The 22,251-nt window shown below is 58.4% G+C and carries 20 protein-coding genes; 4 read left to right on the top strand and 16 right to left on the bottom strand.

Annotated features, from left to right (window positions below; all coding sequences use genetic code 11):
• Window positions 1–12 precede the first annotated feature (12 nt).
• The 6 genes from AC2FF8_RS00230 to purC form a co-directional block, all read right to left on the bottom strand.
• The gene (locus tag AC2FF8_RS00230; protein WP_371809329.1) at window positions 13–1,695 is read right to left on the bottom strand and encodes a sensor histidine kinase; all 1,683 of its coding nucleotides are present in this window, start codon (window positions 1,693–1,695) and stop codon (window positions 13–15) included.
• 132 nt (window positions 1,696–1,827) lie between these two features.
• Window positions 1,828–2,496 (bottom strand): phosphoribosylformylglycinamidine synthase subunit PurQ, encoded by a 669-nt coding sequence (purQ, locus tag AC2FF8_RS00225; RefSeq protein ID WP_496878635.1) that lies wholly within the window; start codon window positions 2,494–2,496, stop codon window positions 1,828–1,830.
• 11 nt (window positions 2,497–2,507) lie between these two features.
• Entirely contained in the window at window positions 2,508–3,551 is a 1,044-nt protein-coding gene (locus AC2FF8_RS00220) for a zinc-dependent alcohol dehydrogenase family protein (RefSeq protein WP_496873600.1), read from the bottom strand.
• 4 nt (window positions 3,552–3,555) lie between these two features.
• Window positions 3,556–3,786, bottom strand: a complete 231-nt coding sequence (purS, locus tag AC2FF8_RS00215; protein WP_117872765.1) for a phosphoribosylformylglycinamidine synthase subunit PurS — start codon at window positions 3,784–3,786, stop codon at window positions 3,556–3,558.
• A gap of 115 nt (window positions 3,787–3,901) precedes the next feature.
• Complete coding sequence (locus AC2FF8_RS00210; RefSeq protein ID WP_496873602.1) at window positions 3,902–4,567, bottom strand: MarC family protein; 666 nt, start codon at window positions 4,565–4,567, stop codon at window positions 3,902–3,904.
• A 139-nt stretch (window positions 4,568–4,706) separates the two neighbouring features.
• Complete coding sequence (gene purC, locus AC2FF8_RS00205; protein WP_117869044.1) at window positions 4,707–5,462, bottom strand: phosphoribosylaminoimidazolesuccinocarboxamide synthase; 756 nt, start codon at window positions 5,460–5,462, stop codon at window positions 4,707–4,709.
• Window positions 5,463–5,649: 187 nt separating this feature from the next.
• Between purC and AC2FF8_RS00200 the strand changes: the two genes are divergently transcribed.
• Entirely contained in the window at window positions 5,650–5,967 is a 318-nt protein-coding gene (locus tag AC2FF8_RS00200) for a DUF1476 domain-containing protein (RefSeq protein WP_152457893.1), read from the top strand.
• 121 nt (window positions 5,968–6,088) lie between these two features.
• Window positions 6,089–7,102, top strand: coding sequence for a betaine--homocysteine S-methyltransferase (gene bmt / locus AC2FF8_RS00195; RefSeq protein WP_171204712.1), 1,014 nt, complete (start codon window positions 6,089–6,091; stop codon window positions 7,100–7,102).
• A gap of 11 nt (window positions 7,103–7,113) precedes the next feature.
• Here bmt and AC2FF8_RS00190 read toward each other — a convergent pair whose 3' ends face one another.
• The 10 genes from AC2FF8_RS00190 to AC2FF8_RS00145 form a co-directional block, all read right to left on the bottom strand.
• Window positions 7,114–7,890: an enoyl-CoA hydratase-related protein gene (locus AC2FF8_RS00190; protein WP_480684388.1), complete on the bottom strand. Its 777-nt coding sequence runs from the start codon at window positions 7,888–7,890 to the stop codon at window positions 7,114–7,116.
• A 75-nt stretch (window positions 7,891–7,965) separates the two neighbouring features.
• Window positions 7,966–8,421, bottom strand: coding sequence for a cytochrome c-type biogenesis protein (locus AC2FF8_RS00185; protein WP_171204710.1), 456 nt, complete (start codon window positions 8,419–8,421; stop codon window positions 7,966–7,968).
• Window positions 8,418–10,382, bottom strand: coding sequence for a heme lyase CcmF/NrfE family subunit (locus AC2FF8_RS00180; RefSeq protein WP_480684390.1), 1,965 nt, complete (start codon window positions 10,380–10,382; stop codon window positions 8,418–8,420). The genes AC2FF8_RS00185 and AC2FF8_RS00180 overlap by 4 nt, the downstream gene beginning before the upstream one ends.
• A 75-nt stretch (window positions 10,383–10,457) precedes the next feature.
• A complete protein-coding gene (locus AC2FF8_RS00175) occupies window positions 10,458–11,036 on the bottom strand; it encodes a holin family protein (protein WP_496878634.1) in 579 nt (192 codons plus the stop codon).
• Window positions 11,027–11,638, bottom strand: a complete 612-nt coding sequence (locus AC2FF8_RS00170; protein ID WP_496878633.1) for a holin-associated N-acetylmuramidase — start codon at window positions 11,636–11,638, stop codon at window positions 11,027–11,029. The genes AC2FF8_RS00175 and AC2FF8_RS00170 overlap by 10 nt, the downstream gene beginning before the upstream one ends.
• A gap of 118 nt (window positions 11,639–11,756) precedes the next feature.
• Window positions 11,757–12,203: a cytochrome c maturation protein CcmE gene (gene ccmE, locus AC2FF8_RS00165; RefSeq protein ID WP_170344431.1), complete on the bottom strand. Its 447-nt coding sequence runs from the start codon at window positions 12,201–12,203 to the stop codon at window positions 11,757–11,759.
• Between the two features lie 7 nt (window positions 12,204–12,210).
• Window positions 12,211–13,239: an N-acetyl-gamma-glutamyl-phosphate reductase gene (argC, locus tag AC2FF8_RS00160; RefSeq protein WP_496878632.1), complete on the bottom strand. Its 1,029-nt coding sequence runs from the start codon at window positions 13,237–13,239 to the stop codon at window positions 12,211–12,213.
• A gap of 94 nt (window positions 13,240–13,333) precedes the next feature.
• Window positions 13,334–14,143: a glutamate racemase gene (locus AC2FF8_RS00155; RefSeq protein WP_496878631.1), complete on the bottom strand. Its 810-nt coding sequence runs from the start codon at window positions 14,141–14,143 to the stop codon at window positions 13,334–13,336.
• 8 nt (window positions 14,144–14,151) lie between these two features.
• Window positions 14,152–15,030 carry a lysophospholipid acyltransferase family protein gene (locus tag AC2FF8_RS00150; RefSeq protein WP_170344436.1) on the bottom strand — a complete coding sequence of 293 codons (879 nt, stop codon included), beginning with the start codon at window positions 15,028–15,030 and terminating at the stop codon, window positions 14,152–14,154.
• Between the two features lie 78 nt (window positions 15,031–15,108).
• Window positions 15,109–18,528 carry an indolepyruvate ferredoxin oxidoreductase family protein gene (locus AC2FF8_RS00145; protein ID WP_496878630.1) on the bottom strand — a complete coding sequence of 1,140 codons (3,420 nt, stop codon included), beginning with the start codon at window positions 18,526–18,528 and terminating at the stop codon, window positions 15,109–15,111.
• Window positions 18,529–18,697: 169 nt separating this feature from the next.
• Here AC2FF8_RS00145 and AC2FF8_RS00140 point away from each other — a divergent pair, with 169 nt between their 5' ends.
• Both AC2FF8_RS00140 and AC2FF8_RS00135 read left to right on the top strand, forming a co-directional pair.
• On the top strand, window positions 18,698–19,606 hold the full coding sequence (locus AC2FF8_RS00140) for a LysR family transcriptional regulator (protein ID WP_170344440.1): 909 nt from the start codon (window positions 18,698–18,700) through the stop codon (window positions 19,604–19,606).
• A gap of 270 nt (window positions 19,607–19,876) precedes the next feature.
• The gene (locus tag AC2FF8_RS00135) at window positions 19,877–22,123 is read left to right on the top strand and encodes a mechanosensitive ion channel family protein (protein WP_257600666.1); all 2,247 of its coding nucleotides are present in this window, start codon (window positions 19,877–19,879) and stop codon (window positions 22,121–22,123) included.
• Window positions 22,124–22,251 lie beyond the last annotated feature (128 nt).

Raw genomic sequence — 22,251 nt, 5'->3', positions numbered from 1 at the left:
AGTCATTCCTCGTTATTCCGCGGCCTCGAGGCCGTCGCTTCCCAGTGCTGGCAACTGCATTTCAAACACCGCACCGCCGTATTGGCCGTTGCGCGCAGTCAGCCGTCCCCCATGGTCGTTCACGATCCCCGACGAGATGGCAAGCCCCAGCCCAACTCCATCTCCGGGTTGTTTGGTGGTATAGAACGGTTCGAACAGGTTCTCGATATCTTCGATCCCATGCCCGTTGTCGCGCACGGTCAGCACAGCCGTGTCACCCGCCGCCAGGATGATTTCCACATCCGGCTCTGCCACTGATTTGGTGGCGTCCAGCGCATTGCGCAAGAGGTTGACCATCACCTGCTCGATCCGCATCCGGTCCCCCATCACCACCACCGGTTCTTCCGGCAGGATCTGGGTGATCTTCACATGGCGCTGGCGCAACTGCGGTTCCATCATCGACAAGGCCGAGGCCAGCGCTTCGCCAAGATTTACAGGTGAAAACGCATCTGCCCCCTTGCGGGCGTAAGATTTGAGCTGCCGCGTAATCGCCCCCATCCGTTCAATCAGACCATCGATGCGCCCGAAACTTGCCAACGCTTCTTCCGGCCGGTTTCGACGCAACAGCAGACGGGCACCGGCCAGATAGGTTTTCATTGCAGCCAGCGGTTGATTCAGCTCGTGACTGACGGCCGCTGACATCTCACCCAGAGCAGCAAGTTTCGAGCTTTGGGCAAGGGTCTGTTCGGCCAAATCCAACGTCTTTTCAACCCGTTCGCGCTCAGCGATTTCCCGCTGTAGCCTGGCGTTCAATGCGCGAAGCTCTGCCGACTCGCGCTGAAACAAGGTCATGCGCAACGTCGCGCGTCGGCTCAGCGCGTAGAACGCCAGTGCCAGAAGAATCGCAAAGCCCATGATCTCGAGCGCCAGAACGCTGTTCACTTTCTCGCGGATCGAGGCATAGGTCGTGAATGATGTCATTTGCCAGCCGCGGAACGGGATGCGCGTTTCCAGACGCATTACCGCCTCGCCTTGAAGGTAGGCGTCAGGCGGCAAAGCGGTCCAGTCGGTCGTTGCGCGAATGGCCCGCTGGATCGCCCCTTGCGGCGGTTGACGCAGCAGGGCCGCCCCCTCATCCAGACCCCGCCAGCGCGGTTCGGTGGACAGAATGATGGTTCCGGTGCTGTCAGTGACCATCACCGCATCCGAAATACCGGCCCATGCCTGTTCAAACTTTTGCAGATCAACTTCGACAACGATCACGCCAAGTATTTCCGCGCTGTTTTCAAGCCGTCGGGAATAGACAAAGCTGTATCCGCCGGATTCCTTGGGAATAACGGAAAAGATCGTCGCATTTGACCGGATCGCGTCCACAAAATAAGGAATATTCCGGTGCGCCTCACCCAGCCTGTTCCGGTCCGTCGCCGCAACCGTTCGCCCGTCTCCATCCAACAGCATCAACGACGCCGCACCGATTTCCTCTACGAACGAAATCAAACGCTGCGTCGACAGCGAATAGTCCCTGGATTGCAGTGCCGAAATCAGGGTCGGGTCCCGCGCCAGCAACTGGGGCACGATCGAGTTGCGGCGCAGTTCGCTCAGCAAATTGCCGGAATACAGCGCAAGGCGCAGCTCGGCCCGGTTGCGGGTGGATTCGGTGAACCTGTCAGTCAACAAGCGGTTGGTGGTCCAAACCGTTGCGATTGTTGCCACCATCAAAACAAGAACAGCCAGCCGCAGCCGCCACCCCAACGGGGCGCCGCGAAACGGTTTCAGCAGCTTTGACCAGCCTGATCGCACGTCCGAGTTCATGATCAGACGTTACGCGCGGGCGCGCGTGACCTCAAGTCACGCCGCTTCAAACACACCTGACAATGCGCGGAACAGCGCCGCCCCGTCGGTGCCGCCATGCCCTTGATCGGCCGCGCGTTCGGGGTGCGGCATCATACCAAGAACACGACGGTTTTCGGAAAGGATCCCCGCGATATCACCGACCGAGCCATTGGGGTTCTCGGTATAGGTGAATGCGATCCTGTCCTGATCTTTCAATACCGCCAGCGTTGCGTCATCCGCGAAATAGTTGCCGTCGTGATGCGCGATCGGAATACCGATCACGTCGCCCGCATTGTAGCCGCCGGTAAAGACGCTGTCGCTGGTTTCAACTTTCAGGCCCACAGTCTTGCAGATGTATTTCAACCCGGCATTGCGCAACAGCGCCCCCGGCAGGATCCCCGTTTCCGTCAGAACCTGAAATCCGTTGCAAATCCCCAAGGCGTAACCGCCGCGTTCGGTGTGATTGATCACGGCCTTGCAGATCGGAGATTTCGCGGCAATTGCACCACAGCGCAAATAGTCGCCATAGGAAAAACCACCTGGGACGCCCACGATATCAATGCCTTCCGGCAGCGCGGCATCCTTGTGCCAGACCATGTCGACCTGAAAACCGGCCTGCTCAAAGGCGACCGCAAGGTCTCGGTCACAGTTTGATCCGGGGAATACGATTACGGCTGCGCGCATGGCGGGCCCTCCTACGAGACAAAATCGGTGACGACCGCAACGCCCGGAGGGGTTGGATGGTCAAAGGCGGCAAGCTCGGCGCTCACCTGGTTGAGAGATATTTTTCGCGTGACCAACGGGCTCAGGTCAATTCCGCCGCCCGCGATCAGCGACAACAAAGACGGATAGCGCCAACTTGGCATGCCGCGCGTTCCGAAGACGGAAAGCTGACCGGAATAAAGAACATCCATCGGTAACGCCATCTGCGTGTGATCCCCGGCTGGCATCCCGATCTGCACCATGCGCCCCATTTTACGCAGGGAACGCATTGCGGAAACGGTCGTCACTTCAACGCCAAGCGCCTCGATCGCGACATGGGCACCGCCACCGGTGAGATCCTTCACCGCCTGCGGCGCATCGCAGGTTGCCGCATTGACCACCGCGTCAGCGCCCAGAGCCTTGGCATAATTCAGTTTATCATCCGTGATGTCGACAACCACGACACGTGCGCCAAGCGCCTTGCCCAGCAGCAAAGTGGAAATCCCGACACCACCGCCGCCGAAGACGGCAATCCATTCACCGCCCTGCACCTGTGCCCGTCCGACCAATGCCTGCCAGGCTGTCGTCACGCGGCATCCCAACGCGGCCGCAATGTCCGGCGCTATGCTGTCCGGCAAGGGCGTCAGGTTCGCATCGGCATGGGCCACCGCGACATATTCCGCAAAAGCGCCGTCACAGGTGAACCCCGGTACAACCTGATCGGGGCAGATCGTCTGATGACCCTGCGCACAATCCGGACACCGGCCGCAAGCCAGAATGAAAGGTGCGATCACCCGATCCCCGACACGCCACCGGGTGACGCGCGCGCCGACGGAAACCACCTCTCCGCAATACTCATGCCCGGGGGTGATGGGCAAGACGACGTCCGGATCCGAACCAGACCACGCGTGCCAGTCTGACCGGCACACGCCGCAGGCCAGCACCCGCACGACCACGCCGTCCTCCGCGGGTGCGGGGTCCGGGATCGTCGTTACCTCGAGCGGCTGTCGGGAGGTGATCAGACGCGCGGCCCGCATTCCATCAGACCAGTTCGATCTCGTAGCGTTCGATAACCGTGTTGGCCAACAGCTTTTCGCACATCTCGGTCACATCTGCTTCGGTCGCGCCGTCGGCCAGTTCAAGGTCGATCACCTTGCCCTGGCGGACACCTTCGACCTGATCAAAGCCCATTGCACCCAATGCGTGCCGAACTGCTTCGCCCTGCGGGTCCAGCACCCCGTTCTTGAGCATCACATGAACCCGTGCTTTCATTTTGGCAACTCCACCTGCGGCCCGCAATCCGAGGCCCATTTCGTTGCGCGGGGGATAGCGCGCCAAATGGCTTTCGACAACCCTGTTTGCAAAGCAGTTTGCCGCAGCAATCCAACTATCCGCCTTCTTTGGCCAATCCCGGATAATGCGCGTCAATCGCATGGAACGTGCCGGTCAGAACCATCTCGACCGCGACGGCGACCAGAAGGATTGCCATGATCCGGGTCAGGACATTGATCAATGTCTCACCCAACAGGCGCGAGATCTGATCTGCGAACAACAATCCCAGCCCCACGATCGCGCAGGCAATCAGGATCGCCGAACCCAGCGTCACGATTTCGGCGCCGTTCGACAGTTGGTGCGAAAAAACGATCGTGATGGCAATCGTGCCCGGCCCGATGGTCAAAGGTATCGCCAGCGGTACGACGGCGAAATTCAGTTTCCGCTCGTGCCCGTCTTCCATCGCGGCCTGATCGCCCGGTGGCCGGTCTTCGGCCTTCAACATCGACATCCCGATACCGAAAATGATGATCCCCCCGGCAATCCGGAAAGCCGGCACATCAATGCCGAACACCCCAAGCACTTCTTCCCCGATCACGACAGCGGTCAGAGCAATGACGGTAACCGAGATCATGACAACAACCGCAACGTGGCGGCGTTCAGCCGCCGAGCAGTTCTTCGTCATGCTCAGAAAAATCGGGATGTTGTAAAGCGGATTGAAGATTGCAAGCACGGCGGCCAGAAACTTCAGAAATACTGTCTGATCAAACAGTTCCGCCATTTGACACCCATCCTGAACCTTTTGCGCCTGCCCGTGGCAAACATGCTTGGGAAACGGGAAGCTGTCAAATTCAACCGCGAACGAAAAGGCGCCGCAAACACGGTTGCGGCGCTTTGGCGAGGTTCCGACCCAACCCTGCTCAGTTGATCAATGTCGGTTTGGTGACATTGTTGCTGGGCAGGACACCCAGTCGGCGTGCAACTTCGGAATAGGCGTCGGTCAAACTGCCCAAATCGCGGCGGAAGACGTCCTTGTCCAGTTTCTGGCCGGTTTCGATATCCCACAGGCGGCAGCTGTCAGGGCTGATTTCGTCAGCAACGATCAGTCGCTGATAGTCGCCTTCAAACACGCGGCCGATCTCGATCTTGAAGTCGACCAGACGAATGCCCACCGCCAGCATCACACCGCTCATGAAATCGTTCACCCGCAGGGCGAGGCTGAGGATATCGTCCATGTCCTGCTGGCTGGCCCAGCCAAAGGCGGCGATGTGTTCTTCGGTGACAAGCGGATCACCCAGCGAATCGTCCTTGTAGCAGTACTCGACGATCGGACGCGGCAGTTGCGTGCCTTCTGCAATGCCCAGGCGCTTGGACATCGATCCGGCGGCATAGTTGCGCACGATCACTTCCAGCGGAACGATTTCGCAGTTGCGAACCAGCTGTTCACGCATGTTCAGGCGGCGAATGAAGTGGTTCGGAATGCCGATCTGGGTCAGGCCGGTCATGAAGAATTCGGACAGGCGATTGTTGAGCACACCCTTGCCGTCGATCACGTCCTTCTTTTCCGCGTTGAAGGCGGTGGCGTCATCCTTGAAATACTGGACGATCGTGCCCGGTTCGGGGCCTTCGTACAGAATCTTGGCCTTGCCTTCATAGATTTTCTTGCGACGCGCCATAAGCGACCTTTCCACTCTGCACAGAGGGAATGAGTCCCCTCACGTTGGCGTCCTCATAGTCCAAGCACCCATTTCCCGCAAGTTCATGTACCCGAGAGGCTTTGACGCAGCGCAAATCCCTTGCGCAAGAGACGTCGTATAGTCATATCATCAGGAAAGAAGATGTAACCCAAGAGGTCCTTACCCTATGACCACGTTCGACGAACGCGAAAACGCCTTTGAAGCCAAATTTGCCCATGATGAAGAGATGCAGTTCAAGGCACAAGCCCGCTGCAACAAGCTTTTGGGTCTGTGGGCTGCTGAAAAACTGGGTAAATCCGGTGCCGACGCCGAGGAATATGCAAAGACGGTCGTGATTTCCGACTTCGAGGAAGCCGGGCACGAAGATGTCGTTCGCAAGGTTTCGGGCGATCTGGGCAACCTGTCCTCGGACGAGGAAATCCGCGCAAAAATGGCCGAGCTACTGCCGGAGGCCAAGGCACAGGTCCTGAGCGAGACCAACTGAGCCTTCGGCGTCTGACTCATGATCTTCATGAGTTTTATGAATTTGATTTGACGCCTTGGTCATGAGACACGGGGCGTCTCTTTTTTTAACGGCGTTTTGCGCCTTTTCCTGGAACAACCCTATGACAAACGCGCTGAGCAAGCTTCTGGAATCCAATGACGCCATTCTGGCCGATGGTGCCACGGGGACGAATCTGTTCAACATGGGCCTGCAATCTGGTGACGCTCCCGAACTCTGGAACGTGGATGCCCCGGACAAGATCCGGGCTCTGTATCAGGGGTCGGTTGATGCAGGCAGCGACCTGTTCCTGACCAACACATTCGGCGGCACGGCGGCACGGTTGAAATTGCATGACGCCCACAACCGCGTGGGCGAACTGAACCGCATCGGCGCAGAGCTGGGACGCGAAATCGCCGACAAGGCCGGACGACCAGTCGTCGTTGCAGGATCGGTCGGCCCAACCGGGGAAATCATGGAACCGGTCGGCAGCCTGTCGCACGCGGAAGCCGTGGAAATGTTCCACGAACAGGCGGAAGCGCTGAAAGAAGGTGGCGTGGATGTTCTGTGGGTGGAAACCATCAGCGCCCCCGAAGAGTTTCGCGCCGCCGCCGAAGCCTTTGCCCTGACCGACATGCCCTGGTGCGGCACAATGAGCTTTGACACGGCCGGACGCACGATGATGGGTGTCACCTCGGCCGATCTGGCCCAGCTGGTCGAAACTCTGCCGAATCCTCCCATCGCCTTTGGTGCAAATTGCGGCACCGGCGCGTCCGACATTCTGCGCACCGTGCTGGGTTTTGCCGCGCAAGGCACTGAACGCCCGCTGATCTCGAAGGGCAACGCAGGCATTCCGAAATACGTGGATGGTCACATCCATTATGACGGAACACCCGAACTGATGGGGCAGTATGCCGCCATGGCGCGGGATGCCGGCGCGACGATTATTGGCGGGTGCTGCGGAACCATGCCCGACCACCTGCGCAAGATGCGTGAGGCGCTGGACAGCACGCCGCGTGGTGAACGCCCGACGCTCGATCAGATCACTGATGCGCTGGGTCCGTTCACATCCGCCTCGGACGGGACGGATGACGATGCGGCGCCGGAACGCCGCACACGCCGCCGCCGCCGCGCATGATGCCAACCTGATCAGCGCCCTTCGAATTTCGGAGGGCGTTTTTCCATGAAGGCCACGACACCTTCGGCAAAATCCCTGGAGCGGCCACATTCGCCTTGCAGGTGCGCCTCGGTCGCAAGCTGCTGTTGCAGGGTGTTTTCATACGTTCCGCGAATGGCCCGCTTGATCGCGCCATAGGCGGCCGTGGGTCCTTTTGCCAGATACCCCGCCCTTTTGCGCCAATGATCGGCGAAAGCGTCATCCGGCACGGCTTCCCAGATCATGCCCCATTCATCCGCCTGCTTTGCAGTGATCTTGTCGGCAAACAAGGCCGCGCCCATCGCTTTGGCCAACCCCATCTGACGGGGCATGAACCATGTTCCCCCGGCATCGGGAAGCAGACCGATACGGGCAAATGCCTGAAGAAAATAGGCGCTTTCCGTGGCAATCACCACATCGGCACAAAGGGCAAGGTTCGCGCCTGCCCCGGCCGCCGGTCCGTTCACCGCGGCAATCGTGGGTACCGGGCAATTGTGGATCGCTTCCAACATCGGTTCGTATTCATCGCGCAGCGACCGTTCCAGATCGATCTTGCCGGTTGAAGACGCATCACCCAGATCCTGCCCCGAACAAAACGCGGGACCAGCACCGGTGATGACGACACAGCGCGCCTTGACCGCTGCATCTTTCATGGCGTGCGTAATCTCTGCCCGCATCTGAGTGGTCAGGGCGTTCATCTTGTCCGGCCTGTTCAGCGTCAGAACCGCCAGACCGTCTGCAATCTCCAGAGCAACCGTTTCGTAATTCATGAAAACCCTCCCGTCGCGCCATGTGTTTTTGCACACTTACTGGCCCGGACGGGACGGGAAAAGCAGAACCACGCGTCAGTCTTCAAGAATTTGACGCAGACGTTCTTTTTCGTCCTCACTCAACGCGACAGAGTCCACCGAAGCACGGGCCTTGGCCCGGGTGCGGAGAAAGTTCAGCCCAACCGCGGCAGCGATCAACAGCATGATTGGCCCGGCCAGCCACAAAAACAGGTTCGAGCCGCTGGCAGTCGGTTTCAGGAGCACGTATTCGCCATACCGGTCAACGATAAATGCGATCGCCTGTTCATCCGTATCCCCAGCCACCAACCGTTCCCGCAACAACACGCGCAGATCACGCGCCAGATCCGCGTTGCTTTCGTCGATGCTCTCATTGCGGCACACAAGGCAGCGCAGCCCGGCGCTGAGATCCCGCGCCCGCTGTTCCAGAACCGGATCATCCAGAACCTCGTCAGGCTGCACCGCAAAGACAGGGGTTGCGAGCATCATCACAATCAGAACAAACCGTTTCATTCCGCAGGTACTCCGCCGACCGGGGTTTTTCTTGCGCCTGCGGCCACACGGAAGCGCCTGTCACACAGGCTCAGGACACCGCCAAGCGCCATCAGGATACAGCCGCCCCAGATCCAGTTTGCCAGCGGCTTGATATAGGTTCGCATCACCCAGCCACCATCTGCCTGTCGATCGCCGATCACGACGTAAAGGTCCCCGAGGAAACGATAATCGATCGCCGCTTCGGTCGTGGGCATCCGCGCAACGGGGTAATCCCGCTTTTCGGGATGCAATGTCCCGATCGGGCGGCCATTCTTTTCAATCAGAACATCCGCCGTGGTCGAGAAATAGTTCGGCCCTTCAACCTGACGGACGTCTTGCAATGTCAGCGTGAACTGTCCGACTTCGAAAGGTTGGTTGAGTTGGGCGACGCGAATATCCTCGTCCTCCCACGCAGTCAGACCTGCGATGGCAAAGATGGTAACTCCCAGCCCGGTATGAGCGACGGCTTTACCCCAATCCGCCCCCGGCAGACGGAGCAAGCGTTTCAGGCTGCCGTTGCGCCCCGTACGGCTCCACAGATCAACGATGGCGCCAAACGTAATCCACGCCCCAAGGAACAGACCCACCGGCCCCAAAGCGCTGCGGCCGGTCTGCATCGCCCAAACCAGCAAAGCAATCGCCAAGGCCAGACCAAAGGCATAGCGCAGCGACCAGGCCGTTTTTCCAATCCGTCCCCGTTTCCACGGCAACATGGCCCCAATGGGAAGGATCAATCCCAACAAAACCATGAAAGGAGAGAATGCTGCGTTGAAAAACGGCGCCCCGACCGAGAGTTTGCGATCAAACATCATCTCGGCCACCATCGGCCACATGGTGCCGACAAAGACCACGAAACAGCTGACCGCCAGCAGGACATTGTTTACGATCAGCGCGCTTTCGCGGCTGACCATGCCGAAGACACCCTTGGCCTCCATCGCCTGCGCCCGCGCGGCAAACAAAGTCAGCGCCCCACCGATGAAAACCACCAGAATGAACAGGATGAACACCCCGCGTTCCGGGTCATTGGCAAAGGCGTGAACCGAGGTCAGCAACCCCGAACGAACGATGAATGTCCCGATCAGCGAAAACCCGAAGGCAATGATTGCCAGCAGGATGGTCCAGCTTTTCAGCGCCTCGCGCTTCTCGACAACGATTGCCGAATGCAGCAGTGCTGCCGCCAGAAGCCACGGCATGAACGAAGCGTTCTCAACCGGGTCCCAGAACCAGAAACCGCCCCAGCCCAGCTCATAATAGGCCCACCAGGACCCCAGCGCGATACCGATGGTCAAAAACACCCAGGCAGCAAGTGTCCATGGGCGAACCCAGCGGCCCCATGCCGCATCGATACGCCCTTCGATCAGCGCGGCGATGGCAAAACTGAACGCCATGCTCAGCCCCACATAGCCGAGATACAGAAATGGCGGGTGGAAGGCCAAACCGGGATCCTGCAACAGCGGGTTCAGATCCCGCCCGTCAAACGGCGCAATTGCCAGCCGGTCAAACGGGTTCGAAGTCAGCAGAATGAATGCGAAAAACGCGACCGCGATGGATGATTGTACCGCCAGCACACGCGCCTTCAGGCTTGGGGGCAACCCGCCCCCGAAGAAAGCTGCCATCGCTCCGAACAGAGTGACAATCAGCACCCACAGCAGCATCGACCCCTCGTGGTTCCCCCACGTCCCGCTGATCTTGTAGATCATCGGCTTGGCCGAATGACTGTTTTCGACCACGATCCGCAGCGAAAAGTCCGACACGATGAAAGCCCAGATCAGCGCACCGAAGGAAAATGCAGTCAGCAGGAACTGGACGATGGCAGCAGGCTCGGCAAAAGCCATCCAGCCGGTCCAGTTTTTTGACGCACCGATCAGAGGCACCACGCTTTGCACGATGGCGACGAAAAAGGCGAGGATAAGGGCGAAGTGGCCAAGCTCTGTAATCATGCCCCGGAATATACTCCGAGGCCGAACCGGGGGCCATTAACTTTCGCATGATCCGGGGGCACATAGTGTCGCGGGTCAAAGCCCCCGAAGCTTGCGCCAATCGGTCAACGCTGGATTCGCGTCAGGAATCGAGGCGTTCTGTATCAGGTTGGCATCGGGGCCGGGGTCGGCGACGCCCGGGCTGTAGCTGCGCATGGCCCGCACCGTTTCTATGTTCTCCATGACCGTCGGCAGGCGTTGCATGGCTGCGCCTATATCCCGCTGAAAATCCTGCATTTTGCTCTGATGGCGCGCGCCAAAATAGAAAGACACAATCGCGCCCAGCAACCACCAAAGAGGTTCCGGCACCAGTGCAATGCCCTGCATGCGTTCGGCGAACCACAGCGGATCCACCATTGCGGCAACAAACAATCCCAGCGTTCCAAGCGCCAATGCCGGGCGCGGCAACCGGTTCACACCATCCATGACGCGGTCGAACAGGCCTTTTTGAGGAACCACGAACTCTCCGCCGAACTGCATCATTGCCTGGCTTTGCAACGCTGTTGCTCTCTCAGCACGGGACTCGGCGTTTTCCCGGTATATTTCAACCGTCTCACGCACAGCGTTGCGACCGCCCCCGAACAGCAGTGCCAATACCCCCGAGATCAACCCCATGCCGCAACCCTTTCCTTGAATTCACTTTCCGTCAGACGATAGCGTGGCGACAGAAACTCTTCGGCCCGTTTGATCCAGCCTCCTTTGCCACCAGATCGGGTGCGCGCGTATTTTCTGGATGCCGGGCGTTTGTCGGCGAGCCGAAAATAATAGTTCCGCCGCGCCACGCCGTACGCATCGCGCAACGCGTCGGGATCTGGTCGGGCCGCGTCTTCGCACGCCTGCGCCGTTTGCGTGCCGATCACGCCATCTACCACGACGTCAAACCCCATTTCACGCAAAAGCCGTTGCAGGATTGTTACTGCTTGCGCACCGGCATTGACGTACATGTCAAAGACAGGGGCGTGCAGAATATCCGGCAACAGCGCGATGCGTGGCTTTTCAAAGTAGTGCTGAACAAAGATATCGACCGCCTCGCGCTGAGTAAGCGCCCGGACATCCGCCACGTCAACCAGCCCATCCCCGGTCAGATCCAGTCCAAGCCTGCGCATCGTGTGGATCGTGACACCATATTTGGTTGCCCCGCCCGGATCGTCCGGATCATTCACGAATCCGCCTTCCCGAAGCACAATTTCCTTGGCAATCTGCCGAACCGTTTGCATAGCGCCCTCATTTCGTTGAATGGCACTGACGATCCCGAAAAAGAATTAACAAGCCTGAACGACCAAGGGCGCTGCCCGCATCCCGCGCGCAACGCCCTCAACATGGATATTGGTCAGGTCAGCTTTCTTCAGCCTCTTTGTAGACGCCCTGCTCTTTCAACGCGTCCACGACTTCCTTCGGCATATAGGTTTCATCATGTTTGGCAAGAATTTCAGTGGCTTCAAACACACCGTTCACGTAACGCCCGGTGCCGACCATGCCCTGATTTTCCGAAAACAGATCAGGCAGGACCCCGGTGAAAGAAACCTTGACGCTTTCGCCGCCGTCGGTGACGACAAAATGTACGGTTTCGCCCTGCCCACGGATGATCGAACCTTCTTCGACCAGGCCGCCAATCCGAAAGACCTCGGTCGGCTTGGGCGGTTCGGCAATCACCTGGCTTGGCGAGCGGAAAAAGTTGATCCCGTCGCGCATGGCATAGCCAATCAACGCCGTCGATGCCACCAAGGCAACGATAGCTACCAGAATGACTTGTACTCGGCGACGTTTCTTGAGCGTTTTCATACCATCCTCACGGGAATAACGGTGCCATCATCAGGCCCCGGGTTTCAATCTCACCTAACATCAGGTTGGCGTTCTGCAAGGCTTGGCCGCTGCTACCTTTTGTCAGGTTATCCAGCGCCGCGATCACGATCGCACGCCGTTCGATCCGATCTGCCACAACACCGATATGACAGAAGTTGGACCCGCGCACATGGTGGGTCGACGGTGTCTCGCCCATCGGCAGCATCTGAATGAAAGGCTCATCCGCATAAGCTTTTGCAAGCGTTTCATAGATGCTCAGCGGGTCACCTTTTACGTAGGTCGTGGCCAGAATGCCCCGGTTTGCAGGGATCAGGTGCGGGGTGAACTGCACATGAACCGTACGCCCGGCCAGTTTGGAAAACTCCTGATCGAACTCACCCAGATGCCTGTGGGTCCCGCCGACGGCATAGCCGTTGGTGCCCTCACTCAGTTCGGCATGCAGCAGGTTTTCCTTCAGCGACCGCCCTGCCCCGGAAACAGCGCATTTCAGATCCAGCACGATATCGTCCAGATCAATCACCCCGGCAGAAACAAGCGGCCGCAGAACGTATTGACCGGTTGCCGCGTTGCACCCTGTGCCCGCCACCAGCCGCGCGTCCCGGATTTCGTCGCGGTAGAACTCGGTCAGGCCATAAACGGCCTCTTCCTGCTGCGCGATCGCGGTATGCGGGTTGCCGTACCACTTTTCATATTCGTCCGGGTCAGTCAGCCGGAAGTCAGCAGACAGGTCGATGATCTTCAGATCCTTGGGCAGCGCACTGATCACTTCCTGGCTGGTCTTGTGCGGAAGGGCACAAAAACACAGATCGATCCGGGAAAAATCGATCTCGGAAATCTTGCACAGATCCGGCAGGTTCATGTGGCGCAGATGGGGGAAAACCTGCGCCATGGTCATCCCCGCCTTGCGTTCGGCGGCCAGCGCGACGATTTCCATGTTCGGGTGCTCGGCGATCAGCCGCACCAGTTCCGCACCGGTATAGCCCGAGGCGCCCAGAATTGCGATTTTATGGGTCATGTCAGACCTCTTCTCAACGTGTGTCACATGTTACGACCGCCGATGCGACGGTCTTGGAATAATGAAAGCAGAACGGCCGCGTCCTTGACCTAAGTCAGGCGGCCTCGAATGTGATTTTTCGTCGGAGGAACTGGGTCGCCCGATCGCTCACCACATTGGGTTTCCCCGTCGTCAGGAAGCCTCCCGGGCCGGTACCCAGCATGTTGGGGTGGCGATGCAGGTAATCCGCAAGGCTTTCAGCAACCAGCTCTCCCTGGCTGTAGACCTGCACGTCAGGTCCCAATGCCGCCTGAAATGCTTCGGCCATGAGCGGGTAATGCGTACAGCCCAGAATGGCGGCCTGCGGTTCGGGCATCTTGCGCTTGAGGGCTTCCACATGGCTGCGCACCAACGCCTCGGCAAGGATCATGTCACCGTCTTCGATGGCATCCACGACACCACCACATGCCTGCGCCTCGACATCCACGCCAATTGCCCGGAACGCCAGCTCGCGCTGAAAGGCACGGCTGGACACAGTGGCGGGCGTGGCGAACAAGGCGACATGCTTGACCGCCACTTCGCGTGGTGGGGAGTTGTCGCCCCATTGCCGTTCGGTCAGGGCTTCGATCAATGGGACAAAGACACCAAGAACCCTTTTGCCGTCGGGCACGCCTTCTTCCTGCATCCGACGCAGCGCCGCCGCGCTGGCGGTGTTGCAAGCCAGAATCACCAGATTGCAGCCGCGATCCCAAAGGTCCTGCACGGCCTTTCGGGTCAGCTGATAGATGTCCTCGGCATCGCGCACACCGTACGGGGCATGCGTGCTGTCCGCGTAATACAGGAAATCAACGTCAGGCAGACGTGTCTGCGCGGCGCTCAGGACGGTCAGACCGCCCAATCCGGAATCAAAGATACCTACTGCCATTAGCCCCTTCAGGCGCGATGCCGTTCCTCAAATTCATAGCCATAGTCATATGACTTCAGCGGTGTCGGAGACAGCTCATACGTCGCTTTGCGCAGGAAATCCATCATCTTGCGCGTATCCTTGCCCAGCGGATCCAGAATGTCGCGCCCGATAGGCGTGCCAATCACCACTTTGACCGGGGTATCGACACGCTTTTTGAACTCCTTGATCAGCAAGCCCATGCGCAGGGTGTTGTGCATATGGCTTGCTATCTGAAACAAACGTGACGTGTGCCCGTCGAAGAACACCGGAACGACGGTGGCATTGGATTTCGCCACCATGCGGGCCGTGAAACCGCGCCACCCCGGATCCATGGGATGCGCGAACGGATTGACGCCGGTGCTGACCGTACCCCCAGGGAAAATCCCGATCGCGCCGCCATCGCCGAGGTAATTCAATGCGGTTTTCCGCGTATCCAGATTCAGTTTCACCGCTTCTTTGGTTTCATCAAACGAAACAGGCAAAACGATACGGTTCAGGTCTTCGGCCTTGCGGAAAACGCGATTTGCGAGAATCCGGAAATCACCACGGGTCTGCGACAATATATGCCCCATCATCAGCCCATCCAGAATTCCATACGGATGGTTTGCAATCAGGATAAGCGGACCCTCTTTGGGGATATTCTCCAGTGCGCCACCAACGACATCCAATGTCAATCCATAGCGATCGACCATGACCGACCAGAAATCCCGACCCTTTGCAACTTCTTGTTCGTAGCCGTCCGCCCGTTTGATCAGACGCAACCGTCCCGTGGTGTTCTCCATCAGCCTGATGACCAGCCGCCCCCCCTTGGTTTCGGCGGAATGCGCATACGAGATGTCACGAACGACATGACGGCGAGAAGACATGTAGGGCTCCGTTTTGCTGCGCGCAAAATAAATGCAAGCAACAGGTTTGACCAGCTATCGTGACACCCTTGTGACGAATTACTCTGCCGCGGCTTGCAATTCAGGCCCACCGCTGCGGATGACCGCCAGCAGCTCCTCTCGCCGTTTGGCAGCCTTGGCCTCGTTTTCCCGCAGTACCGGCCCAAATCCGCGGATATCCAGCGGCAAGCAGGCCAGGGCGGCAATCGCATCACGGGTGTCCTGCGACACCAGGGGCAGAACCTCGCGCATATCCTTTTCATACTGTCGGATCAGGGCGCGCTCCATCTTGCGTTCGGATGAATACCCGAAAAGGTCAAGTGGTGTGCCGCGCAATGCCTTTAGTTTGGTCAACAGTTTCAACGCAGTCATGATGGATTCGCTGAAGGCACGCTTTTTCGGCCTGCCATTGCTGCCCGATCCGCCGAATATCGGCGGGGCAAGGTGAAAGGTCATCTTGAAGTCACCATCAAACTCGGCCGCCGCTTTTTCCCGACTGGTCAGAAGAAGGCGCGCAACTTCGTATTCGTCCTTGTACGACAACAGCTTGTGATAGCCTTTTGCCACCGCTTCGCGCACATCCGCGTCCTCTACACTGTCCACCAGCTTGCGGTACCGCCTGGCCAGCCGTGCACCTTGATAGTCCGTCAGGTGCTGCGCGCGAAACGCGATGATCTGGTCCAGTGTCTTAGGCATCTCGGCCACGGTTGGCGAAAGGATGGATTGTACTTCGTCTGGATGCAGAACCGCCCAACGGCCGACATCAAACGCGCGCTTGTTGCGTTCGACTGCTGTGCCGTTCAACTCGATGGCCTCGAATATCGCCTGACGGCTGACCGGCAACAGTCCGCGCTGCCAGGTCGCGCCGAAGATCATCATGTTGGAATAGATTGAATCCCCCATCACCGCGCGCGCCAGTTCGGTCGCATCAAACAGCGAAACATCTTCTTTCAGCCGCGCTTGCAGGGCCAGTTCCAGCTGATCCACCGGAATGCGGAACTCGGTATCACGCGTGAAATCGCCCGTCACCGTTTCGTGGCTGTTCACGACGGCCCCCGTACGTCCGGTGCGCGTCAGGCCCAGCGTCTTGGCGCCGGCCGAGACCACCAGATCACCGCCGATCAGCGCATGGGCCTCGCCTGTGGCGACGCGTATCGCGCTAATGTCCTCGGGGCGGTTGGCCAATCTACAGTGGATGTGGACTGCGCCGCCTTTCTGCGCCAGGCCCGCCATCTCCATCATGCCCGCGCCTTTTCCGTCGATCTGCGCCGCCTGCGCAAGGATCGCGCCAATGGTGACGACCCCCGTACCGCCAACGCCGGTAATCACGACGTTGTGCGTACCGGTGATCTTCGGCAGATCCGGCATCGGCAAATCCGGCAGATCAATTTCGGTCGTCGCCTCTTTGCGAATTTTCGCGCCCTCAAGCGTCACGAAAGACGGGCAGAAACCGTTCAAGCACGAGTAATCCTTGTTGCAGCTCGATTGATCAATGGCTCGCTTGCGGCCCAGCTCAGTCTGTTTGGGAACGATCGACACGCAGTTTGACTGTACACCGCAATCGCCGCAGCCTTCACAGACATCGGTGTTGATGAACACCCGCTTGTCGGGATCGGGGAATGTACCGCGCTTGCGCCGGCGGCGCTTTTCGGCGGCACAGGTTTGAACATAAACGATGACCGATACGCCCTCGATCTCGCGAAACTTCTCCTGCACCTGCATGAGGTCGGCACGCTCGTATGTCTGGACGCTGTCGGGCAGAGCCTTGAAGTTGACGTCTTCCTTTTCGTCATAAACCAGGGCCACCTCTCGGACACCCATTGCCTTGACCTCGGCAACGATCCGTTCGGCCGTCAGGCCGCCCTCATTCTCCTGCCCGCCGGTCATGGCGACCGCGTCGTTGAACAGGATCTTGAAGGTGATGTTCGTTCCTGCGGACAACGCAGCCCGGATCGCCTGAACGCCCGAGTGGTTGTACGTGCCATCGCCAAGGTTCTGGAACACGTGCTTGGTCGTCGAAAACGGCGCCTCGCCGATCCAGTTGGCGCCTTCCCCACCCATTTGCGTAAATCCGGTCGTCTCGCGATCCATCCATTGTACCATGTAGTGACAGCCGATGCCGGCATAGGCGCGGCTGCCTTCCGGTACCTTGGTCGAGCTGTTGTGCGGACAGCCGGAACAGAAATACGGAAGCCGTGTCGCAATTTCCTGCGCGTTGTCAGCCCGGCGCGCTTCTGACAAAGATGCCAGCCCGGCCCGGATACCATCGGTCTCTCGACCCTCTTCAATCAGGATTTCGCCCAGCTTTTCAGCGATCATGATCGGGTCAAGCGCACCGCGCGTCGGGAACAGTTCTTCCCGGTGCAACGCCCCGGCCCCGCCTTTGTACCAGCCATAGACCCGGCGTCCGCGCCGGTCGTCAAAGATGGCCTCCTTGACCTGAACCTCGATCAGCTTGCGCTTTTCCTCGACGATCACGATCAGATCCAGCCCCTCGGCCCAGTCGTGGAATCCGGCCATATCCAGCGGGAAGGTCTGCCCCACCTTGTAGGTGGTAATGCCCAGACGCTCGGCCTCGGTTTCGTCGATATTCAGAAGCGAAAGCGCATGTGTCAGGTCCAGCCAGTTCTTGCCCGCCGCGACAAAGCCGATCTTGGCGCCGGGTTTGCCCCACATCCGCCTGTCCAGCTTGTTGGCGTGCGAAAACGTCTCGGCCGCGAACCTCTTGTAGTCGATGACACGCGTTTCCTGCATGTGCGGCGTGTCCCCCAACCGGATGTTCAATCCGCCATCCGGCATATCGAATTCAGGGATGACCACCTGCATCCGGTCCGGACTGCCATCCACGACCGAGGTGACTTCGATCGTGTCCTTCATCGTCTTCAGGCCGACCCAGACACCCGCGAATCGGCTGAGGGCAAATCCATAAATGCCATAGTCGAGGATTTCCTGAACGCCGGCAGGGCTGACGATCGGCATATACATGTCGACCAGCGACCATTCGGATTGATGCAGCACCGTCGAGCTTTCGCCGGTATGGTCATCCCCCATCGCCATGAGCACACCGCCATGTTTGGCTGTACCCGCCATGTTTGCATGGCGCATGACGTCACCGGACCTGTCGACGCCCGGACCCTTGCCATACCAAAGCCCGAATACCCCATCGAATTTGCCGTCGCCGCGCAGCCCCGCCTGCTGGCTGCCCCAAAGCGCGGTGGCTGCCAGATCTTCGTTCAAACCGAACTGAAACGTGACATCGCTTTCGGCCAGCGGCTTCTGGGCCCGCATCATTTGCTGATCTACGGCCCCCAAAGGAGACCCGCGGTATCCAGTGACCAATCCAGCGGTGTTAAGACCCGCTTGCCGGTCTCTGGCCTTTTGCATCAGCATCAAGCGCACAAGCGCCTGTGTTCCGTTCAGAAGAACCGGGCTTTTTTCAAGATCGAACCGGTCGTTCAGCGTTATCTGTGGCTGGCTCATCAGACGTCTCCCCTCGTCAGATCAGTGTGCTTTACTTGGGTTCATTTTAGGTCATAAATTCTGACCTGTATAGAATTTATCCACTGATATGTAACGATTTCGTCCTTTGAATGTAGAACTTGTTACCTATTTCATATAGGGCTTCTGAAAGATAACGAAAGTTGCGGCGATGGATTGGGACAAGCTTAGAATATTTCACGCGGTGGCCGATGCCGGCAGCCTCACGCACGCCGGAGACAAGCTTAATCTGTCTCAATCCGCCGTAAGCCGACAGATCCGCGCATTGGAAGAGTCTCTGGATGCCACACTGTTCCACCGCCATGCACGGGGGCTGATTCTCACCGAACAGGGCGAGTTGTTGTTCGACGCCACATCCGCCATGTCGAAACGGCTGGATGCAGCAGCGGCGCGCATTCGGGACAGCGAGGAAGAAGTCTTTGGTGTTTTGCGGGTCACGACGACCTTCGGCTTTGGCACACTCTGGCTGGCACCGCGTTTGCCCAAACTGTACGAGCAATACCCTGATCTGAACATCGACCTGATGCTTGAAGAACGCGTTCTGGATCTTCCGATGCGCGAAGCGGACGTCGCCATCCGCATGAAAGAGCCCAGCCAGGCCGATCTGGTGCGCAAGCGCCTGATGACAGTTCAGATGGTACTATATGCAACCCAGGACTATATCGAAAGCCACGGCGGCATGTTGCAGTCCCTGGAAGAGATCAAGAACCACCGTCTGATCTGCCAGACCCCTGCGGCACCGCAGGTTGGGGCCGGCGCAGCCATGGTGCGCCACCTGATGACCTACAATCCGGCATCCTTGTTGACGGTAAACAACTATTTTGGCGTGCTTCAGGGCGTTTTGCACAATCTGGGCATCGGTGTTCTGCCCGATTACGTAACACAGGATTTTCCGCACCTCGTGCCCATTCTGTCAGACATCGAAGCCGCAGATGTTCCGGTCTATCTGGCCTACCCGGAAGAATTGCGACACTCAAAGCGAGTTGGCGCGTTTCGTGACTTTGTTCAAGACGAAATCATCGCGCAGCGCAAGCAATTGAAACAGATGGGAAAATTGTAGCTATGCGCAAACAGCATATCGGACATGAATAGATCACAGGGTTAATTGTCTTGAACGTTAACAAACTGACCCCTAAATGAGCACTCGAAGGCGGTGATGCTGAAACGCTCATCATCTTCATACCTCCCTGTTGGACTACGGCCGAGCTTATAGCTCGGCCCTTTTTTTTGGCCTGACCCTGCATTAAGTCAGCGAAAGCTCTGGGAAAAATACACGCATAGGCATATGATCCCCAAAAAACGATACAAATTCGTGTTTGAGGGAAAATACATGTTCCACCTACCCCGCCTCGTTCTGGCGATCATCTCCGCAATATTCTTGGCGGTGCCGCTATACGCACAAGACACCGGTTCAACTTCTACTGTGACCATTCCGGAAGACCTGACACCCGAACAGGTCGACGATCTGGTCGCGCGCATGTCCGATGACCAGGTTCGCGCCATTCTATTGGAACGCCTTGATGCCGTGGCGGAAAAACAAGCTGCCGAGAAAGCGAACGTAGAAGACCCGTTGACTGAGATAAGCGATATCTGGGCAGCCATGGTCACGTCCTGGACGCATGTTCTGACCACCGCTCCCAACATCATCACGGCACAGATAACCGCGTTCAGCAATTTTAGCGATACGTTCGGAACGACTGGTGTCTTTACTCTGTTTGGGCTTGTCCTCTCAGTGCTTGTCGTCGGGTTCATAGCGGAAAAGCTGTTCATCTTCCTGACCCGTCGCTGGCATGAAGCAACTGAAGCGGCGGGCGAGGCCGACCTTTGGGGCGCCGTCAGTTACCTGTTTCGCCGGTTCTGCCGCGAAATCGCCGGTCTGATCGTATTCTATGTCGTGATCCGCGCGGTTGGCCGCGGTCTTCTGACCACGGAACAGATCACCTATGCTGCACCGTTTGTATTCTATCTTATCTGGGTGCCGCGTTTGGGCGCGGCTGCGTCACGGTTTGTTCTGGCGCCGGAGAAGCCGCAATTCCGGTTGGTCAATATCGACGACCACTGGGCCAAGTACCTGCATCGCAACCTGATCGGATTGTTGATCCTGATCGGATTCACGCTGTTCGTCGTTCGGTTCAACGCGCTCAATGGCATCACGGGTGACGATACCCGCATTGGCTTCTGGCTGAACGCGGCAATTCACGTCTATATCGCCGTAATCGCCTGGACCGCGCGTGAAGGTCTGTCGCAGATGATGCTGGGGACGGACCCGGATCACACAAAATTCGATGAAGAAGTTGCGCACTATTACCCCTATTTTGCCATCGGCGTTTCGGTGGCAATCTGGCTGCTGGTCGAATTTCTGGTCGCACAGCGTGATCCAGCGACATTGAGATTGCTGACCGGCGGCGCGCATTTCACGACGATGTTCTGGTTGTTGATTGCCCCTGCGCTGGATACGCTGATCCGTGGTCTCGTGCGGCATTTGCAACCGCCCATGTCGGGCGAAGGCCCTCTTGCCGAACGCGCCTACCGTTCCGCGAAACGCAGCTATATCCGGATTGGTCGCGTTATCGCGGGCTTGGTCGTGGTCTTCATGATTGCACGCGCGTGGCACCTTGACCTGCGCAATGTCGCGTCGGCCGGTGTCAGTGCCGAAGTTGGCGGTGCCGTGATCGAATTCCTGCTGATCATCGCCGTTGGCTATATCCTGAACGAGGTCGTCTCGCTGTGGATCAACCGCCGATTGGCCAGGGAACAGACTGCGGCCGAGGCGCTGGACGAAGAAGCAGGCGGTGAAGGCGGCGGAGCCGGCGGTTCTCGTCTGGCGACGGTTCTGCCCCTGATGCGTATCACGGCCCAGATCACGATTGCCGTGATTTTTGGCCTGTTGGCGCTGGGCGCATTGGGCATCAATATCACACCGCTTTTGGCCGGTGCCGGTGTTCTGGGTCTGGCGATCGGTTTTGGTGCGCAAAAACTGGTTGCTGACATCGTGGGCGGCGTTTTCTTCCTGATAGACGATGCCTTCCGCGTCGGAGAATATGTCGACGTCGGCGGCACGATGGGAACGGTCGAGAAGATCTCGGTTCGCTCGATGCAGCTGCGTCACCACCGAGGTGCCGTGCATACGATCCCGTATGGTGAGATTCAGAAGCTGACAAACTTCAGCCGCGACTGGGTCATCATGAAGCTGAAGTTCACCGTGCCGTTCGATACCGACCCCAACAAGGTCAAGAAGATCTTCAAAAAGATCGGCGCCGAAATGATGGAGGACGAAACCCACAAGGATGGCTTCCTGCAACCGTTCAAATCGCAGGGCGTGTTCGACTTCGACGATGTCGGCATGATCATCCGTGGCAAGTTCATGGCCAAACCCGGCAAGCAGTTCACCCTGCGCAAAGAGATCTTCAACCGGGTCAAGGCGGCCTTCAAGGAAAACGGCATCGACTTTGCCCGCCGAGAGGTGCGCGTGGCGATACCGGGGCAGGAAGAGGCCGAAAACCTTACCCCGGAACAGAAGGCCGCTGTAGGCGCCGCAGCCGCAGCTCAACTCAACAAAGACCAGGGGTCAGCGTAACCGTCACGGTTTACGCCTTGGATTTTGCGCCAGTACAGTGGTGCATTCCTTCGGAACCGGCAGTGATGCCGGTTCCGTTTTTCTTTGAAAGACGCAACCTGCGCCGTCTTGACCCTTTCCACACGCGC

The sequence above is a fragment of the Ruegeria sp. YTSA144 genome (genome assembly GCF_059610125.1).
The sequence above is the reverse complement of the archived record's forward strand: the minus strand, read 5'-3'. Positions and strand labels throughout refer to the sequence as shown.

Excerpts from the sequence above, each read along its gene's own strand:
- AC2FF8_RS00230 (WP_371809329.1), bottom strand. The coding sequence starts at position 1,695 with ATGGTGGCAACAATCGCAACGGTTTGGACCACCAACCGCTTGTTGACT.
- purQ (WP_496878635.1), bottom strand. The coding sequence starts at position 2,496 with ATGCGCGCAGCCGTAATCGTATTCCCCGGATCAAACTGTGACCGAGAC.
- AC2FF8_RS00220 (WP_496873600.1), bottom strand. The coding sequence starts at position 3,551 with ATGCGGGCCGCGCGTCTGATCACCTCCCGACAGCCGCTCGAGGTAACG.
- purS (WP_117872765.1), bottom strand. The coding sequence starts at position 3,786 with ATGAAAGCACGGGTTCATGTGATGCTCAAGAACGGGGTGCTGGACCCG.
- AC2FF8_RS00210 (WP_496873602.1), bottom strand. The coding sequence starts at position 4,567 with ATGGCGGAACTGTTTGATCAGACAGTATTTCTGAAGTTTCTGGCCGCC.
- purC (WP_117869044.1), bottom strand. The coding sequence starts at position 5,462 with ATGGCGCGTCGCAAGAAAATCTATGAAGGCAAGGCCAAGATTCTGTAC.
- AC2FF8_RS00200 (WP_152457893.1), top strand. The coding sequence starts at position 5,650 with ATGACCACGTTCGACGAACGCGAAAACGCCTTTGAAGCCAAATTTGCC.
- bmt (WP_171204712.1), top strand. The coding sequence starts at position 6,089 with ATGACAAACGCGCTGAGCAAGCTTCTGGAATCCAATGACGCCATTCTG.
- AC2FF8_RS00190 (WP_480684388.1), bottom strand. The coding sequence starts at position 7,890 with ATGAATTACGAAACGGTTGCTCTGGAGATTGCAGACGGTCTGGCGGTT.
- AC2FF8_RS00185 (WP_171204710.1), bottom strand. The coding sequence starts at position 8,421 with ATGAAACGGTTTGTTCTGATTGTGATGATGCTCGCAACCCCTGTCTTT.
- AC2FF8_RS00180 (WP_480684390.1), bottom strand. The coding sequence starts at position 10,382 with ATGATTACAGAGCTTGGCCACTTCGCCCTTATCCTCGCCTTTTTCGTC.
- AC2FF8_RS00175 (WP_496878634.1), bottom strand. The coding sequence starts at position 11,036 with ATGGGGTTGATCTCGGGGGTATTGGCACTGCTGTTCGGGGGCGGTCGC.
- AC2FF8_RS00170 (WP_496878633.1), bottom strand. The coding sequence starts at position 11,638 with ATGCAAACGGTTCGGCAGATTGCCAAGGAAATTGTGCTTCGGGAAGGC.
- ccmE (WP_170344431.1), bottom strand. The coding sequence starts at position 12,203 with ATGAAAACGCTCAAGAAACGTCGCCGAGTACAAGTCATTCTGGTAGCT.
- argC (WP_496878632.1), bottom strand. The coding sequence starts at position 13,239 with ATGACCCATAAAATCGCAATTCTGGGCGCCTCGGGCTATACCGGTGCG.
- AC2FF8_RS00155 (WP_496878631.1), bottom strand. The coding sequence starts at position 14,143 with ATGGCAGTAGGTATCTTTGATTCCGGATTGGGCGGTCTGACCGTCCTG.
- AC2FF8_RS00150 (WP_170344436.1), bottom strand. The coding sequence starts at position 15,030 with ATGTCTTCTCGCCGTCATGTCGTTCGTGACATCTCGTATGCGCATTCC.
- AC2FF8_RS00145 (WP_496878630.1), bottom strand. The coding sequence starts at position 18,528 with ATGAGCCAGCCACAGATAACGCTGAACGACCGGTTCGATCTTGAAAAA.
- AC2FF8_RS00140 (WP_170344440.1), top strand. The coding sequence starts at position 18,698 with ATGGATTGGGACAAGCTTAGAATATTTCACGCGGTGGCCGATGCCGGC.
- AC2FF8_RS00135 (WP_257600666.1), top strand. The coding sequence starts at position 19,877 with ATGTTCCACCTACCCCGCCTCGTTCTGGCGATCATCTCCGCAATATTC.